Source organism: Flavobacterium sp. 25HG05S-40, assembly GCF_052654735.1.
Window position 1 is genome coordinate 1,653,213 of sequence record NZ_CP199750.1, and the last position, 17,841, is coordinate 1,671,053.

The 17,841-nt window shown below is 34.3% G+C and carries 15 protein-coding genes; 5 read left to right on the forward strand and 10 right to left on the reverse strand.

From position 1 onward, the window contains the following. Positions 1–10: 10 nt before the first annotated feature. The 3 genes from ACULEU_RS07145 to ACULEU_RS07155 all read left to right on the forward strand — a co-directional run bounded on the left by ACULEU_RS07145 (position 11) and on the right by ACULEU_RS07155 (position 3,977). On the forward strand, positions 11–1,618 hold the full coding sequence (locus ACULEU_RS07145) for a tetratricopeptide repeat protein (protein WP_445454764.1): 1,608 nt from the start codon (positions 11–13) through the stop codon (positions 1,616–1,618). Positions 1,619–1,736: 118 nt separating this feature from the next. Then, the gene (locus ACULEU_RS07150; RefSeq protein ID WP_445454765.1) at positions 1,737–3,200 is read left to right on the forward strand and encodes a T9SS type A sorting domain-containing protein; all 1,464 of its coding nucleotides are present in this window, start codon (positions 1,737–1,739) and stop codon (positions 3,198–3,200) included. Positions 3,201–3,224: 24 nt separating this feature from the next. After that, entirely contained in the window at positions 3,225–3,977 is a 753-nt protein-coding gene (locus ACULEU_RS07155; RefSeq protein WP_445454766.1) for a T9SS type A sorting domain-containing protein, read from the forward strand. A gap of 81 nt (positions 3,978–4,058) precedes the next feature. On the opposite strand, the gene ACULEU_RS07160 is transcribed toward ACULEU_RS07155, so the two are convergent. The 10 genes from ACULEU_RS07160 to ACULEU_RS07205 all read right to left on the reverse strand — a co-directional run bounded on the left by ACULEU_RS07160 (position 4,059) and on the right by ACULEU_RS07205 (position 14,617). Next, the gene (locus ACULEU_RS07160) at positions 4,059–5,378 is read right to left on the reverse strand and encodes an ammonium transporter (protein WP_445454767.1); all 1,320 of its coding nucleotides are present in this window, start codon (positions 5,376–5,378) and stop codon (positions 4,059–4,061) included. 330 nt (positions 5,379–5,708) lie between these two features. Beyond that, a complete protein-coding gene (locus ACULEU_RS07165; protein WP_445454768.1) occupies positions 5,709–6,506 on the reverse strand; it encodes a DUF3667 domain-containing protein in 798 nt (265 codons plus the stop codon). Positions 6,507–6,718: 212 nt separating this feature from the next. After that, positions 6,719–7,471, reverse strand: a complete 753-nt coding sequence (locus tag ACULEU_RS07170) for a class I SAM-dependent methyltransferase (protein ID WP_445454769.1) — start codon at positions 7,469–7,471, stop codon at positions 6,719–6,721. 453 nt (positions 7,472–7,924) lie between these two features. Then, positions 7,925–9,055: a ligand-binding sensor domain-containing protein gene (locus tag ACULEU_RS07175; RefSeq protein WP_445454770.1), complete on the reverse strand. Its 1,131-nt coding sequence runs from the start codon at positions 9,053–9,055 to the stop codon at positions 7,925–7,927. Positions 9,056–9,235: 180 nt separating this feature from the next. Continuing rightward, positions 9,236–10,807: a T9SS type A sorting domain-containing protein gene (locus ACULEU_RS07180; protein WP_445454771.1), complete on the reverse strand. Its 1,572-nt coding sequence runs from the start codon at positions 10,805–10,807 to the stop codon at positions 9,236–9,238. A 168-nt stretch (positions 10,808–10,975) separates the two neighbouring features. Continuing rightward, positions 10,976–11,386 carry a hypothetical protein gene (locus tag ACULEU_RS07185; RefSeq protein ID WP_445454772.1) on the reverse strand — a complete coding sequence of 137 codons (411 nt, stop codon included), beginning with the start codon at positions 11,384–11,386 and terminating at the stop codon, positions 10,976–10,978. A gap of 692 nt (positions 11,387–12,078) precedes the next feature. Then, positions 12,079–12,678: a hypothetical protein gene (locus tag ACULEU_RS07190; protein WP_445454773.1), complete on the reverse strand. Its 600-nt coding sequence runs from the start codon at positions 12,676–12,678 to the stop codon at positions 12,079–12,081. Between the two features lie 181 nt (positions 12,679–12,859). After that, a complete protein-coding gene (locus tag ACULEU_RS07195; RefSeq protein ID WP_445454774.1) occupies positions 12,860–13,255 on the reverse strand; it encodes a VOC family protein in 396 nt (131 codons plus the stop codon). A 40-nt stretch (positions 13,256–13,295) separates the two neighbouring features. Beyond that, positions 13,296–14,039 carry a DUF6597 domain-containing transcriptional factor gene (locus ACULEU_RS07200; RefSeq protein ID WP_445454775.1) on the reverse strand — a complete coding sequence of 248 codons (744 nt, stop codon included), beginning with the start codon at positions 14,037–14,039 and terminating at the stop codon, positions 13,296–13,298. A gap of 170 nt (positions 14,040–14,209) precedes the next feature. Next, complete coding sequence (locus ACULEU_RS07205; protein WP_445454776.1) at positions 14,210–14,617, reverse strand: hypothetical protein; 408 nt, start codon at positions 14,615–14,617, stop codon at positions 14,210–14,212. 240 nt (positions 14,618–14,857) lie between these two features. Between ACULEU_RS07205 and menD the strand changes: the two genes are divergently transcribed. Together menD and ACULEU_RS07215 are read left to right on the forward strand one after the other, a co-directional pair. Next, complete coding sequence (gene menD / locus ACULEU_RS07210; RefSeq protein ID WP_445454777.1) at positions 14,858–16,519, forward strand: 2-succinyl-5-enolpyruvyl-6-hydroxy-3-cyclohexene-1-carboxylic-acid synthase; 1,662 nt, start codon at positions 14,858–14,860, stop codon at positions 16,517–16,519. Positions 16,520–16,548: 29 nt separating this feature from the next. Beyond that, positions 16,549–17,781 (forward strand): HD domain-containing protein, encoded by a 1,233-nt coding sequence (locus ACULEU_RS07215; protein ID WP_445454778.1) that lies wholly within the window; start codon positions 16,549–16,551, stop codon positions 17,779–17,781. Positions 17,782–17,841 lie beyond the last annotated feature (60 nt).

A 17,841-nucleotide genomic window follows, 5' to 3' on the forward strand; every position in this document is an offset into this window, starting at 1 on the left:
AAAGTAGGTTATGAATCTAAATAGTATCTTAAAAATAGTATTACTTTATATTTTTTCAACAACCCATTTTGTTGCTCAAAACAAGCTTGTTGATTTAAAAATGGTTTGGGAAAACTCAAAAAATCCGGATTCTATTAGATTCAATGCTTTAGCCGAATATTATAAGATTAATAATCAGGCACAACCTGACGCGACCCTCAAAGTATTGGATTACTACTACCAACTGGCGAAAGAAAAAAACAATACCAAAGAGCTTTATAATGTTGCGAATGACAGAGGTGGTATTTACAGATTAAAAGGCGAATTAGACTTATCAATGCGCTACTACAAAGAAGCAGAAAAAGTAGCTGTAAAACTAAATGACGCTACCTTAAAAGCTATTATTGCAGGTAATATAGGGAATGTTTATGCCAACAGAAAAGACTATAAAAAAGCATTGCAATATTTTACGCATTCGTTTACAATTTCTAAGAAAATAAAAGATAAAAATGGGGAATCGCGGATGCTAAGTAGCATTGGCAATGTCTACTTATACATACAAAATTATGATTTAGCTTTAGAGTATTATCAAAAGGCATTAACCACCATAAAAAATATTGATGTCCCTAAAAGAAGCATAGCGGTTATCTATTTGAATATTGGTTGGACGAACTATGAACTAAAAAACTACAAGGAGTCTAAAATTTATAATGAAAAGGCAATAAAAATATTAGAAAAAACGAATGATAAGTTTTTTTTGATATCAGGCTATTCCACATTAGCTCGAATTCATCTTGAGTTAAATCAATTTCAGCTAGCTACTGATTATGCCGAAAAGAGTTTGACTTTAAGTAAAGAACTGAAGGTCTCCGAGTTTATAACTTTAAGTCAAATCATCTTTGCGCAAATAGACTTAAAAAAAGGGAATACTGAAGCTGCAAAAAAGAAAGGGGCAGCTATTTTGGCAAGCTTAGATAAAAGCGCGAGCATAGAGTTAAAAGAAGATCTCTATGATGTGCTTTACAAGTGTTATCAAGCAGAAAACAATCCCGAAAAGTCTTTAGAAATGTTTCAGAAGTATACCATCTATAAAGACAGTATACAATTAGAAAAAAATAAAATTACACTCGTAAGAGAAGTGATCAAAAATGAATTTGATGATCTGCTTCAACAAAATGAGCTGAAGAACGAAAGGGAAAAAGCCAAATTAGAATCGGCGCAACTTCAAAAAACGTATGGTATTATTATGGGCTCAATTATTTTGTTATCACTAATTATTTTTTATTTTACTAGAAACTTAAAAAGAGATAGAAAAAAAAGAGACGAATTACTGGAAGAAATAACAAAACTTAAAAGTAATGATACTACTAATCTTGTTGTCAATTCAAATGAATTTCAACTGAGTAGAGAAAAAATAGAGGTATTCATTAATAAAAAATTAAACGATACCGATTGGAATGTGCTCAACATTTTACTCAAAGAACCCGATATCTCCAACAAAGAAATTGCAGAAAAAGCATTTATGAGTGTGGATGGAATTGGCTCCTCACTTCGAAGAATGTATCTGTATTTTGATATCAAAGAAACCAAATACAAAAAAATAGCGCTAATAATGGAAGCTATTAAAGCTTCAAGCTAATCATTTCCGGCTTTTTTTCATAATATGCAAGTGTAAACTCATTTTCACAACTACACGTGAACTGATTTTAATACGATATCTTGATATTTGACCTATAATTAATCAAATTATTTAAGTTATGAAAAAAGCAATCTCAATTTTAATTTTATTCCCAGTTTTTTGTTTTGGGCAATGGACTCAAATAGGGAATACTATCAACGGCCAAAATGCAGGTGATTCATTTGGATATGCTACTGCAATTTCTGCCGACGGTACAATTGTAGCAATAGGCGCCAATTCCAATGACAATGGAGGCAGTTCTTCAGGACAAGTCAGAGTTTTTGAAATTAAAGAGGGTAATTGGTCACAAATTGGTACCGATATTAACGGAGAATCTTCAGGAGATCAAACCGGACAATCGGTAAGTTTATCTGATGATGGTACTGTATTGGCAATTGGCGAACCACTCAATAATGATTTAGGCTTCACTTCTGGTCAAGTTAGGGTTTTTAGAAACGTAAATAATTCATGGATTCAAGTAGGTCAAGATTTATTTGGACAAAATTCTTCGGCTGAAGGAGGCAAATCAGTTGATTTATCTGCTGATGGTTCTGTTGTAGCTTTTGGAGCACCCAACACTACTGTTAATGGAATGTTCTTTGCAGGAAGGGTAAAAGTTTTTGTAAATCAGAATAACAATTGGGAACAAAAGGGTGGCGATATTAATGGTGATGGATCGATAATTAAGTTTGGAAGTAGTGTAAGCTTATCGGATGATGGAAATATAATTGCCATTGGCCAAAGCGGCGACCCAATTAATACAAATCCAGAAGATGTAGGACGAGTAAAGATATACCAATTTACAGGCAATCAATGGGTGCAACTTGGAAATACGATTTTTGAACCAGGAAGTAGAGGTGAGTTTGGACTTCGAGTGAGTTTATCTTCTTCTGGAACTATTGTAGCCATTGGTTCCTTCTCGAGAAGTGAAGTTCAGGTTTTTGAATTGACTAATGGCGTTTGGTCTCAAATTGGCAGTACACTTGTTGGAAATGGAGCAGGAGATTCGTTTGGTTTTTCTCTAAGTTTATCTAGCAGCGGATCCCATTTAGCAGTTGGAGCACGATTTATTAACTTGGCTAATAACCAACCCGGTAGTGCATATATATTTAAAAGACAGGGTAGCAATTGGGTACTTATTGGTAATCCAATTGTTGGCGTTGCGTTAACAGATCAAGCAGGATTTTCAGTAGCCATTAATCAAGATGGCTCTAAAGTTGCTGTTGCTTCAATAAATAATGATACGGCAGGAAATAACGCTGGTCATGTACGCATATTTGAAAATACGTCACTTTCAACAACTGATTTTGAATCGAGTACCATTTCATTCTTTCCAAATCCTGCAAAAGATGTGCTCTATTTTTCTTCTAAAAACTCTATAGAAAATATCACTATCTACAATGTATTGGGTCAAGAGGTTTTATTTAAAAAAGTCAATTCTTCTGAATTCGTTCTAGATATTAATAATCTGTCTAGCGGAACTTATGTTGCTCAACTAAACACCAATAGAAAATCACAATCGATTAAATTAATCAAAATGTAATTTAATAACTTTAAAAAAATTGCTATGAAAAAAACAATCCTACTTATAAAAATTTTAAAAAATAATTTTATTGTAGTATTTTTTAGTTTACCTTTTGTTTCCTCAAAAATGTATGGACAAACGCCAGCTGATAACCTATTAAATTGCCAAACAGGTATAACTATTCAAGTCTTTAGTTCTTCAGCTACAAATGTAGTTTTAGGCAATGCAGCTCCTTTTCTTTTTCTACCACAGACTGGTCAAGTTACAAACTATACACTTACAAAAATAGGAGAGTCAACCCCTTTTGCACAACAAACAGTTCTTGTAAGCCAAGGTGGTTCAAATAACACCTTCAATTTCCAGTTACCGTCATCTGTAACTACGGCTGATTTTATTCTCGTTCAGATGACCGTTACCGCTACAAATGGGGACGTTTGCTATGTGGAAGATATTTTGCGGTGGACTCCTACTGGCACTCCACCATTTCAATTCTTTTTTTGGAATAACGTTAATCCCCCAGGAAATTTTGGCACATATAGTAATGTACTTTCCTCATCCGATTTTGAAAGTAATTCATTTTCATTTTATCCAAATCCAGTAAAAGATATAGTAAATTTTTCTTCAGAAAATGTCATCGAAAACATAATTATATACAATATACTAGGTCAAGAAGTTTTGTACAAACAAGTAAATTCTAAGGACTTCACTATAGATATTAGTAATTTATCAAATGGTACTTATTTTACTATATTGAATAATATCAAATCGCAGTCAATTAAGTTAATTAAGATCTAAATAAAATTTAAATCAACAACCATTAAAGGAAATTAAGCAATCAAATATTTACTATTGGACTTAGAGTACTAATTTTTATATTTATAAATATTCCCCATGCTGCGTAATATCTAACCCTAAAACCTCTTTTTCTTCGCTTACCCTTAACCTTGAAATTTTATTGGTTATATAGAAAAGCGCATAAGAAGCCGTAAAGGCAAATACCGAAACTACAATCAAAGCCGTGATTTGGTTTATAAACAGCTTGGTTTCTCCAAATAACAATCCCTGATCCACCACAGCCGGATTGATAGCTTTAGAGGCAAACACCCCTGTTAAAACCATTCCAGTCATGCCGCCAACGCCGTGACAAGCAAAGACATCGAGTGCATCATCAATTTTTCCTTTGGGAAATCGGCTTACGGCATAATTACTTACGATGCTCGAAATAATTCCGATGGTAATTGCATGGGGAATGCTTACATAGCCTGCTGCGGGAGTAATGGCAACTAAACCAACAACAGCTCCTATGCAAGCGCCCATAGCCGATAATTTGTGTCCTAAAATTTTATCTAAAAATACCCAAGCCATAGAAGCTGCCGCTGCAGCAACGGTTGTCGTTCCTAAAGCTTGAACGGCTAAGCCATTGGCACCCATAGCCGAACCGGCGTTGAATCCGAACCAGCCAAACCAGAGTAAACCTGTGCCTAGCAATACATAGGTTATCCGTGCCGGATTGGCTTTCTGTACTTTTCGTTTTCCTAAAAACATAGCGCCCGCCAATGCAGCCCAACCCGCACTCATGTGGACAACCGTTCCTCCGGCAAAATCCAATACACCCATCTTAAAGAAGATGCCTTCGGGATGCCAAGTGCAGTGGGCGAGGGGCGTATACACAAACAAAATAAACAACACCATAAACAGCAGATACGACCAAAAGCGAATGCGTTCGGCAAAGGCCCCGGTAATGAGGGCTGGTGTAATAATCGCAAACTTTACCTGAAAAAGGGCAAATAGTAATAGCGGAATCGTAGGAGCTAACGACCACGAAGAGGTTATGCCGACATTATTAAAAAACAAATTCGGAATAGGATTGCCAATAAAACCTCCGATAGAAGGGCCAAAGCATAATCCGTAAGCGATTACTATCCAAAGTACACTAACTATGACCATAGCCATAAAGCTTTGTAGCATCGTGCTGATGACATTTTTCTTTCCGACCATGCCTCCGTAAAAGAATCCCAATCCGGGTGTCATTAGCAAAACCAAGGCTGTTGCCATGAGCATCCAAGCGGTATCGCCGTAATCAAACTTTACAACTTCTGTTTGTGTGGCTTTGTTGGTAAAGAGCCAATGAGAACAAAAAGTCAGCAGTAGTATTGTACTTAGGAGAATGCTTAAAACAATTTTTCGGGTCGACATAAGTAAAGTGTAAATTTTTTATAAAAATATTGTTTTTATAAATATACCCTGTTAAAAATTATATTTCGTTGACTATTTTTATTAAATTATTAGTTATAACCCTATTTTATTTTGGGGTGTTTAGTAATTATTAGATATATTGTCGATTTTTTAAACTGTAGTAACTGAATACACCTGCTCATTCAATAAGGATTGCAATTAAACTTATGCTTTTGTTAAAAATTAGGTTAAACTGTTGTCTACTGATAGTATTTAGAGTTGCTTCTCAATTAATAGTTTTTCCGTTTTAGGACAAAGAATCCTTCTAATGATAACAGTAACTCATTTTGCTTATAAAGTATATAACGCCAATAAGCTGATAACTATTTTATAAACATTAAATAAAATGAAAATTAGAAAGAGGCCTATAAGACCCTTAATAAAAGCCATTTTCTTAGAATTGTTGTAGAAATTCTTTAAAGCAATTGCGTAATACAGGAATAGGATTAGTACAATTGGAAGTAACAACCATCTTCTATTAGGGCTATCAGGAATTAATGTAAAAAACAGACTGCTCACTACAAAAAATGACAAAACAAAAGTTAAAAAATGGGTTGAAAATATGAGGTGTTTCCCAAATTCGATTTTTTGTCTATAATGCAGAAATTTTCCAATTAATGCCATTAATGGTATCAAAAAAACTAAAAGACTTTTTGCCAGATTATTGGATGCAGTATCATACAGCTTTGCAATGTCGCTTTGACTTAATCCGGTTTTATTGGAGATAGCTGTTACTTTTTCCAGTATTTTCAGTCCTTCAAAATTTTCTTGAAAAAAGAGTACAGATGGAATTCTAAAAAGGTCATCATTGGAATAGATAATAAAGAAAATAATATTGGAGATAATAAAAATTTGAAATGGCTTCATATAAGGAACTCTAATTCCTTCAATAAACTGTATCGAAAGTTTGCCTGGGTAAAAAAACAGCAACTTTAAAGTTTTAAATAATTTTGAGTCGAGATGTGTTATCGAATCTAATGCTTGACTAAATATCTTTGTCAATGCAAAATCTCCCTCTTTAATTACCTTTTCACCGCAACTAGTACAATAATTGCCTTCAAAATTGGTGTTGCAATTTTTACAATTCATATATGTAGTTCTTTTACCGTTTACTAGTACAAATCGACAATCCACTAAAAATAATAATTTATAATAAGATTACAGTTTGTTTTGTACCCTAATTACACCAAATATAGTAATAACCCATTGCAATATAATCAATTATCAACACTTTAGTGCTACCATTATGCATAGGCAATCTAGGAATTAATTTTGCAATTGATATGAAGCAACAGCATTAACTACCTACAAACAAATAGCTGCTTTTCGGAACAATCCGTAAAAGCTTCTTCATCAAAACTGCCAAACTTATGCACAATAGTAAAACCACTATGCTCTAAATAAGCATTGAGTTCTTGGGGGAAATACAGGCGCATATCCAAATTTTGAACCGAATGAAAAGTGCCATTGATATAGTAATGCCATTCGATGCGATTTATTTGGGAAGCATTCTCATAGCGCATGGACTGCTTTATAACAACATTTCTGCCATCCTTAGTAGTAAAGGCTGCAATTTGTTGCGGTTCTTTTTCACTTTCGACAATGTATTGGATGTTCGGATTAAAGCAATCCAATAAAAACAATCCACCTTCTTTAAGATGCTTTTTCACAGCAACTAAGGCCTTGTATAAATCGTTGTTGGTATACAAATGATGGATGGAATTGAAGGGAATAAAGATAAAATCGTATTGTTCCGGAAGATGCAATGTTCTAATATCGGCTTCGATAAAATCAATAGTCAAGCCACGTTCAGCAGCTTTTGCTTGTGCTTGTTCGAGCATCGATTTAGTATAATCAACGCCACTAATAGCATAACCTTCTGCGGCAATGGGAATGGTCAATCGGCCTGTACCACAACAAAGTTCGAGTATTCTGGTATTTTTATTTTGAGGTAGCCAACGTTTGTAAAACTCCAAATCAGCCAAATCAGTATTCATGCCGTCATAAATATTGGCATCGTAAATGAAATCGCCTACTTGATATTGGTTACTCATGTTTTAATAAATTGGTGTTGTTTTCTGTAATTTCTCTTTACGCACCCAGTAAAGCTTTAAAATCTCTACGTTGCATGGTCTCTATTATGAAGCAATTACCTTTTAAAGATAAACAAATTTTCAATTGCTCATACCACTTTCTGCATCCTGAAATCTTTCACTATTTTTTGTGTCAAACTTATTTTAGAATTCTTCTTGCCACACTTTCTGATGCAAATTTTTCAAAAAAATATTTTTGCCACACTTTCTGTTGCATTATTTTTAAAAAAATATTTTTGCCACATCCTTTCAACCGCAAGAATTTCTCTCGCAAACAGTTACTTATTTATTTTCTAGGAAAAAAGGGTAGTAGAAGTGCTGCCTTTTTGGCGACTTTTCAGTAAATGCTTTAGGGAGTGTTTTGGATAAAACGTAGGGTGTTATTGCAAATTTTATTCGTTAGTCCGTTGCTAGCTATTGTTTATATTCCGAATAAGGAATAAATGTTTTTCCATCAAAAAGATAGAGACCTGTTCCTCTCGTTCCCACCCAAAGATTTCCATTTTTATCTTCCAAAATTTCCCAAATCCATGGATTGATTAGCCCTTCTTTGTAATGCGTGAACGTTGTACCATCATAACGTCTAAGTCCATCACTACAACCAAACCAAAGAAGTCCTTTTTTGTCTTCTATAATTCGGGTGACTTCGCTAGGCAAACCCTCTTTTGTTGTAAAACTGGTCACTGTTTTTCCATCATAACGGTAAGCACCGCCCCAATTGCTGAACCAAATATTGCCATTTTTGTCTTGCCATTGAGGCCATCCCCAATTATGAGCTTTTGGTTTTGGTCCGTCTTGAAATAAATCCATTAGTTTGAGGTTGGATATCGATTGTCCATCGTACCGAAAAACTCCTTCGTTGGTTCGTCCACCAAACCAAATAGTACCTTCTTTATCTTCGAAAATACGTTCCACTTTATCATTACTAGACAAAAAGCCATTTGCGGCCTCATTAATAGGAAAATGTGTAAAACCTACCTGTTCGGTAGGCAGGGATTTGCCATCGAATACATAAACACCATCTATTGTTGCAAACCATAGTTTTCCGCTGTTCGCTTGCATCATAGTGTATACCCAATGGTTTTGGAAGTAGGGATTCTTGTTTGGAGGCAGGTTTTTTGGTACAGGAATCTTGATTTCAGTAAATGTTGTACCACCTGTCCTGAGCGAAGTCGAAGGGTCGTAAAGACAAAGACCTGCTTTAGTACCGATCCAAATGCGACCATCTCTATCCTGCAAAAGGCAAGAGACTTCGTTATTATTCAGTCCATTATTCACAGTAAATTGGCGAAATGATTTTCCATCATATTTATAAAGACCATTTTCGGTGGTTCCAAACCAAAGATTACCTTCTTTATCTTGTAAACCACAATTGACATTGCCAGATCGAGGATCACCAATGTTTTTTACAAGTTTTGGATGGTCCTTTTCTTTTGGCAACTCTTTTCTAACGGGTCCGTTGCAAGCAATCCCCAAAAGTAGGATGGTCAGTAAAGTAAAAACGGGCATTTGTGAGAACTGTTTTTTCATTGTTCCAAGTGACATTGATGTTTTTTATTTATCGGTTTGCGCACAGTGATGACAATTTACCACTCTGTTGTAAAGAGATGTAAATTTCGAGATGAGTAATTTTCGGCTAAGAAAAAAAGAACCAGCTACCTACAAGCCGGCAGACTGATTACGCGAAACTGCTTTTATCCATTCGGTTTCAAATTTACAGCCGTTTTAATTCCTTTTAATGATTTTAAAACTACTATTTATATATCCACTTTTTATTTTTACAAAATATAAACCATCTTTTAAATTTTCTACATTTATATGGTCTTGTATGTTGTTACCAGAATAAACAATTTTACCTAAAACATCAAAAATTGTAATAGTATCAATACTGATTCCATCTTGGCTTTTTATATTTAAAATATTTTGTACAGGATTCGGTGATAAAGTAAAATGGTTATTACTAACTTCAGTTGTTGATAAAGTTTCATCTTTAATTCTATGCATTGCAAAACCATTATATTGCGCTGATGTATTCAATGGAGAAGAAGTATATCCAGCTATAAAAATCCTATTATCTGAATGTTTAAATAATACCTTGGGTTCATCATTATTAGGAGTTGAAACAAATGGACCTGGAAAAGTATAACTGTAAAATCCAGTTTGGTTAAAAGTTGTATCCAATGTTCCGTCTAAATTTCTTCGGGTGATATTAAAATCAGGCTGACAATTTGTTGTTAGACAGTTGAGAATATAAATTTTATTATTATCAATTATAAATTTACCTAATGAATAACTATTAAAAGGAGCAATTTCGGTAACATTCAATGAGGCAAATGTGTTTATATTTTGCAAAGTTGAAATGTCTATTTTTTGAATTCTAGAATAACCTCCATTAAAATATCCCGTAGTTAAAGTATAATAAAAGTAGTTGCCAACGAGTTTACACTCTTTTAAGATTTTTGCACAAGCACATCCTTCTGTATATACAATTTTTTTTAATCCATTATTTCCAAAAGCTGCATTTAAACTACCATTTTCATTAATTTCTAAAAACGTTGCTGATATCTCGGTCGATGTATTATTGTTTGTTACATTTCCGACAATAAGTAAATTACCATTATAATCAAATATATTTTCTGCCATATTCCCATCTACTGAAGTGAACTTTTTTAGCCCAGAAGCATCAAATGCAAGGTCAATTATTCCATTGTTATTGAGTTTAACAGCAAAGATATTTCTTCTAATTATTGCGCTACTATCAAAATATAAGATATTACCAATAGCAAAATAATTTCCGTTTTTATAAACAATGTCGGTAATACCATCAGAATACGAATCATTATAATCTAAAACACCTATATTCATTGTAACTACCCCATTTGTTCCAAAAGTTTCGTCAGGAATCCCACCAAGGCTCATTTTTGCTACAAACCCTTTGAGTTGATTAGAATTATAATCTAGAGTTTTACCAAAAATAAAAATTGCATTGTTGATAATTTTAGTGTTCTTTATAACAACCGGGCATGCGCAATTGGGTATAATTATTCTTGAAAAACCAGATGTCCCAAAAGAATAATCAACACTACCATCATAATTAAAACTACTTAATAGATTATTTTGGCCAAAAATATATTTGTTGTTTTCAAAATGAACACTTCTTGGAGCTCCATTACCATAAATCGCATTATAATTAGTGATCAGTGAGCCAGTAGTTGAAAATGTTGGGTCAGGCACATAATTTTGTGCATTTAAAAAAGTACTAAAAGAAATTACAAGTGAAAGAAGTATATTTTTCATAAATTTATTTATTTCATTCTGCAAACTGACGGCTAATGTAACACGGCTTCAAACAGTGGCGCCTTTTCACTGACTAGTTGTAAAGATAAGCAAAATTGCAACTTAGTAATTAAACGCAAAGAAAAACAAAATTAGCTATGGTGCGAAACGGCTGTTGTAAACAGTTTTTTAAAATGGTTCTCTAATTGTTTTTATGCCATCTGGACTTTCAATAACTAAATTTTCTCCTTCCTTATATAAAGTTATTATAGTACCTTGTTCTTCCAAATATCGTATTCTGTATTGATTATTTCCAAGATTTTTCCAGTTCCAACCGAGTTCTGAAGTCACAATACCACATTCTTCTGGAAATTCATTAGATAAAATTCTATCACTTATAATTGATTTATCGGATTTATACTCAGTGTAGAAATGTGGTTCACAAGTCTCTAATTCGACTTGTATATTTGATTCATATTTTGCAATCGTTCTCCATTTTCCAATAATGATGTCACTATTAAATTCAGAATCATCTTTGGATGAGCAAGAAAACAGTAAAAATCCAATTAAGATTGCAAATAACAAATTCAGTTTTTTCATTTTGTATAGTTTGGTTTAAATTGTTTACAACGTGCCGCGGCTTCAAACGCTGGCGACTTTTTAATAATTTGTTCTAAAGATAAGCAAAATTGCAACTTAGTAATTTCCGTTTAAGGAAAATAAAACCAGCTACCTGCCAGCCGGCAGGATGGTTGCGCAAAACCGCGACTATGCGCAGGCGTTTAAGCTAAACTTTCCGCAAACTTTTTGAGTTTCTATTTTTTCGCAAACTTCGTCACGTCTATAAAAAACGAAATCGTCTCCACGCAAAAATGGTAAACGGTTTTTTTCAAATTTTTCGAATCATTGTTTTTTGTACAAAATTTTCTGTACAAAATATTTTGTACATTTTTTTTTGTACAAATTTTCAATAAAAGGTTGTTAAGTAAACTTTCCACAAACTTTTTTCTAAATTATGATTAGAAGTTAGAAAACATCAGATTTATAAAATAGGGAATCGTTCCGGTTTAACCCGCAAATTATGTCAAATTTCCATTCTGAATTTAGACATCTTTTTTGCACTTGAGCTCTTGAGTTACGAAATCGTGAACGCTTGCGCATAACGTGCCGCGGATTGCGACAGTGGCGACATTTCACTGCTTAGTTGTAAAGATAAACAAAATATCAATTTAGTAATTTCCGTCTAAGAAAAACAAAACGAGCCATTGTAACAAACCGATGTTAGCGGTAGTTTAGAAATCTTTATAACTAATAAATTGTGCAATTATTTTCACGTCTTTCATTTCAAATTGATCTCCTGCCGAGCAATTAGTTGAATTAATTTTATCAATTTTAAACCAAACTTTTAAACTTGGCAAATTCGTCTCTGGACTTATAAACTCTTGGGTTTTTATTATTTCAAGCTTATTACTAAGACTTGATGCACAGACGTAATATAATTTATCACCATCTTTAACAGTAATAAAAAAATTTTCAATGTAACTTCCGAGATTTTTTTTACTAATACCAAATACTTGTTGAAATTCTGTCAATGAAGATGCGTCATATTTAGGAGTTCTCACAAAAAAATACCTGTTTCCGCTTTGTTCGTTTAAAACAAAATCTAAATAACGATTGGAATTTGCCGGATCATCTGTCATTGGATTTACTCCACTTCCCATTTGAAAAGGGATTCCAAATTTCCAGCTTTTTTGAATTCCATTGATTTTGGCGTTAAACTGAGGTGTCGTTTCACTCAAAAACGAAGAATAATCTGCCTCCGCCGAATCTTCACCGGACGAACAGGTTATAAAAAAACTACTAAAAATAACTAATAATAAACAATTTTTCATGATGTGAGTTTTTTTTAAGGGTGGGTAAATTACCGCCAACGTTTTGCAGCTACACGCAGGTGGGGATTTTTAGCACTGAACTTCATTAAAAGTACAGAATTTGGATTTAGTACTTCACTTTCATAAATGCACTGAACCCCCACTTGCGTGTAGGTGCTGTTAGTGGCTGGTGTTCTTGTGTCTACTGGTTTATTGGTGTACATATTTCAAGTAAAAATCCGTCAATATCTCTTATGTAGCCAACTGTCTGTCCCCAAGGTTTTTCAATTGGATTTTCTTCAATAATTGCTCCACATTTTATGGCTTTGTCAATTATTTCTTGAACATTTTCTGTTACCAAAGCTAATTCAATACCAAAAGGTTTGTCTGCTTGTTTACTCATTAAAAACCCGTTTTTTAAGTTTGAGTTTGCCAACTCTTTTGAAACAAAGGAAATAGTTGTTTCTCCTGTGAGTAGTTCAGCATAATCATTTTCTGGTGTAATAAATTTTCTTGAAAATCCAAAAGCAGATTCATAGAACTCTACTGATTTTGTTACGTCCGAAACGTATAAAATTGTGTAACCTAACTTTACCATCTTGTCTTGTTTAAATTGTTAATACTTTGAAGCCACAAAGTTAAATTTCATTGATGGTTAATAATTGTAAAAATCGGTCGTTTTCATTTCTGCTCAATTCTTTTGGCGTTACGCCTGTATATCTTTTGATTTCTTTGATGAAATGAGATTGGTCAAAATATTTATTTTGTGGTGCAAGTTTTTTGTTTGCAATGTCTTTAAAGGTTTGATTACTCCGAATAATATTTAAGTATTCTTTTAGTGATAGGCCAAAAGTCAAATTGAAATATCTGTTTATTTGTCGGCTTGTCCATAATACTTTTTCTGATATTTCTCGAACATTAAAAACTTCTTTTTTATAAATTTCATTGAATAAGCGAATTTTCAAATCATTTATAGTCTTGCTTTGTTCTATTCGGTTTTGTAAGTAGTTTTCGATATGCTTACAAAAGTCTTTAAAGTTATCAAAAGCCAAATTGTCAATTCCAATAAAGTCAGTCCCTAAATATATTGAAGAGTTTAATAGTGATTTTAGATTTATGTTCTCCAATAGTTCAATTGCGAGAGGTTTAAATCTTACAGCAAAAAAATCCGTATGAATTTCTGTTTTTATGTCAATTGGAACTGTCCAAATGCCTGTCAGTTTAACACTTGAAATTTTCTTGTTTTTAATTTCAATAATTAGGTCAAAAAAACCGTCTGGTAAAATTGTGTAATCAAAACTCTTTGTCAATGTTTTGGAAGTCCAAAAGCATTTAACAAAATTCGATAGATAACCGTCTGTTTTTATTTCTTCGTATTTCATTGATTGTACGGTCTGTTACACTTGCCACTAACGTGCCGCGGCTTCAAACAGTGGCGACTTTGTTAAATTATAGATGGAAAGATAAGCAAAATTTCAATTGAGTAGTTTCGGTCTAAGAAAGAAAAACTAGCCATTGTTTGAAACCGCTGTTAGTGGCTGGCCGTTTAATTCTATAAACTTTTCAATTCCACAAACCCTTCAGAATTATTTTTGGCTATTAAACTTTGATTTAACTTCTTTAAAGTTTCTGTTTCGGGTTCCGTTTTGGCTTTAATTCCAATTTTATCAAAATCCACAAGACACTCTATATTGAGCAAATAATTTCCGTCTTCCAAAAATTTTCCACGCAAAAAATATGCAGTTGCACCTTGTCTAAAATTATCGTCATCTAAATAGATTTCCGATTCATAAATTACAAGCTCATTTCCAGTAATTACTTTAAAGTCATATTGTAAAGATTGGGAAACTTTCTCAATATTCTCGTGTAGAATTTTCAAAGCCTTTTCATCGTCGAAATCCAGCAAATAATGTTTTTGGTATTCTTTCTTTATTTCTTCAAGTGCAATGTAAGATTTCATTTTGTTGTTTAAGGTTTGGTGAAAGGCTTGCCACTAACTGTCAAATATGTATGTAAATAAAACAAATATAAATCATATATATATACCGCAATAGCATCGACTAAGATAAACTTTTTTTCTTGCAAGTACCATTGCCCAAACCCATCAATGAATGTCAAACAAGGTACCACCGACTAAAAAAACATAACGCATTGAAAAAGCAGTACAACTTTGTATCTTTGTTTTCCTTAAAAAGCAACCATGATGTATCCTAAAATACCCTTAGCGCAAAGCATTATCGAAATATGCCATGCCAAAGGAGTTCACGATATTATTATTTCACCCGGTTCGAGAAATGCACCGTTGACCATTGGTTTTACTAACAATCCGAAGTTCAACTGTTACAGCATTGCCGACGAACGTTGTGCTGCTTTTTTTGCCTTGGGAATCGCCCAACAAACCCACAGACCGGTTGCCGTGGTTTGTACTTCAGGTTCTGCTTTATTGAACTATTATCCGGCTTTTGCGGAAGCTTTTTACAGTCAAATTCCGTTAGTAGTGATTTCAGCAGATCGACCATTTGATAAAATCGATATCGGTGACGGACAAACCATTCGACAGGAAAATGTCTTCAGCAACCATTCGCTATACAATGCCAACCTGACCGAAACGGCTACGGTAGCCAACGATGTATTCATCAACGAAGCCATCAATGTCGCCATTGCCCGAAAAGGTCCGGTACACATCAATGTGCCGTTTGAAGAACCTTTATACGAAACCACGAATAAACTCTCTGTAGACGTTAACGTTACGGGCTTAGTCTTATCCCACCGATTGGTTGATGTCGATGATATTATCGCGTTTTCGACGTTGTGGAATCACAGTAAAAAGATATTGGTCTTAGTAGGAGAATGTTCTCCTAATGCCATAGAACAGCGTTGGATAGAACAGTTGGCTTTGATTCCGAGTGTAGTTATCATGTCAGAAGCAACATCCAATTTGCATCATCCGAGCATTATCAACAACATCGATACACTAATTACGCCTTTTTCAGCAGCCGAATTTTTAAAACTGCAGCCCAGAATACTCATCACTTTTGGAGGTATGATTGTTTCTAAACGAATCAAAGCCTTCCTCAGAAAATACAAACCAAGACACCATTGGCATATCGACGAATGGCGCGCTTACGACACGTTTGGTATTCTAACCAAGCATTTTGAAGTCCATCCCAATCAGTTTTTCAAACAATTTCTGCCTTTTGTAAAAGGCCTTGACAGCGATTATAAAACCACTTTCGCAAAGATTCACGCGAAAAGAAAAAGCAAACATTCTGAATACCTAGCCAAAATTCCGTTCACCGATTTAAAAGCTTTCGAAGCTATTGTATCGGCTTTGCCCAAAGACAGCATGTTACAAATAAGCAACAGTTCACCTATACGCTATGCACAATTGTTTGACATTGATGCTTCCATACAAGTCTTCTGCAACCGAGGCACAAGCGGCATCGATGGAAGCACCTCTACAGCCATTGGCGCAGCCGTAGGAAGCACAAAACCAACTGTTTTGATTACGGGCGATGTCGGATTTTTATACGACAGCAATGCGCTTTGGAACAATTATATTCCGAAGAATTTCAAAATAATTCTCATCAATAATGGCGGCGGCGGCATTTTCAGAATTCTGCCCGGACATAAAGAAACGACTACCTTCAATACCTTTTTTGAAACCTCGCATTGTCTCACGGCGGAGCATTTGTCCAAAATGTACAACCTAGAATACAGCATCGCCAGCGATGAAGCTTCACTTGAAAGCGGTTTGTCGCATTTGTTCGAGCAAAACAACGGTCCGATGTTACTTGAAGTGTTTACGCCAACGCGGGAGAATGACAAACAATTATTGAACTATTTCAAAGCATTGGCATAAATTTATATCTTTACGAAAACGCAATATTTGTGAGTAATACCAACAAACTTAAAATTATCAACGATCCTATTTATGGTTTTATCACCATTCCCAATACGTTGATATACGATTTAATTCAGCATCCTTATTTCCAGCGATTACGACGGATTAGCCAAATGGGATTGTCCTATTTGGTCTATCCCGGAGCGCATCATACTCGTTTTCATCATGCAATAGGAGCGATGCACATGATGCAGCAAGCGGTAGAAGTCCTGCGATCAAAAGAAGTCGTAATATCCAAAGAGGAGGAAAATGCTTTATATACTGCGATTTTATTGCACGATATCGGTCATGGACCGTTCTCACACGCCATGGAACATAGCATTGTAGAGGTTCATCATGAGAATATCTCGTTGCTGTTCATGGATAAGTTAAACGAGGAATTCAAAGGACAGTTGTCATTAGCCATTCAAATTTTCAAAGGAGAATACCACCGAAAGTTCATGTTGCAACTGATTTCAAGTCAATTAGACATGGACCGAATGGATTATCTCAAACGCGATAGTTTTTATTCGGGCGTAGCCGAAGGCAATATCAATTCCGATCGATTAATTCAGATGTTTAATGTGGTGGATGATGTTTTGGTGATGGAGGAAAAAGGTATTTATTCGATTGAAAAATTCCTGATGGCAAGACGATTGATGTACTGGCAGGCCTATTTACACAAGACCAGTTTGGTAGCCGAATTAACCTTGACCAAAACACTACAAAGAGCCAAAGAATTACTTCATAAAGGAATTGAGGTAGAAGGAAGTAAACCGTTACTATACTTTATGGAGCATAAAATCACGGCAGATAATTTCTCAAACGATGATTTAGATACCTTTGCGCAATTAGATGATTTTGATATTATTAGCGCTCTGAAAAACTGGCAACACCACAGCGATTTTATTTTGAGTAGCTTAAGCAAAATGATTATCAACAGGGATTTATCCAAAATCAAGTTGAATAGTGAAAAGTTCCCCACAGAAGTGCTGGAGAAGATTACGGTAAGCTTTGCTAAAGATCATAACATCACGCAACAGGAAGCCAAGTATTTTATCTTTAAAGGTAAAATAAAAAATCAGGCCTACAGCAAAGACGCCGAACCGATACGCATTTTAAAGAAGGATAAAACGATTGAAGATGTAGTCGAGGCATCGGATCAATTGAATTTGAAAGCCTTGTCAAAACCGGTTACCAAGTATTTTATTTGTTATCCAAAACAACTTGAAGTATTTTAACATTAAAAATGATTTTTTTATACTTTTGTCACGATGAAACGAACGACACTTATTTTCAAC